A 268-nucleotide genomic window follows, 5' to 3' on the forward strand; every position below is an offset into this window, starting at 1 on the left:
TCGTGATATCACCTTCTGAAAAACCGTTGATTGAAACAGTACCTGCTTTAATGGACGATGCCACACGATAAGCGCGCTTGATGTTCTGTGTATAAAAAGAAGCGGCGAGTCCATAGTTGGTTTCATTGGCTAATTTGATGGCTTCTTCTTCGGTCTCAAAACTCGTTACCGCCAGCAAAGGACCAAATACTTCTTCCTTGAACAAAGTCATATCGGCTGTAACATCATCAAAAATAGTCGGCTCAATATACCAGCCACTGCCTAAATC

General features: G+C 42.5%; 1 protein-coding gene. It reads right to left on the reverse strand.

Annotated features, from left to right (window positions below):
- Positions 1–268: aldehyde dehydrogenase family protein (locus tag AAEZ05_RS28800; protein ID WP_350650011.1), on the reverse strand; the 268-nt coding region annotated here is incomplete at both ends.

This window comes from Pseudomonas sp. HY13-MNA-CIBAN-0226 (assembly GCF_040310305.1).
Taxonomy (GTDB): domain Bacteria; phylum Pseudomonadota; class Gammaproteobacteria; order Pseudomonadales; family Pseudomonadaceae; genus Aquipseudomonas; species Aquipseudomonas gregormendelii.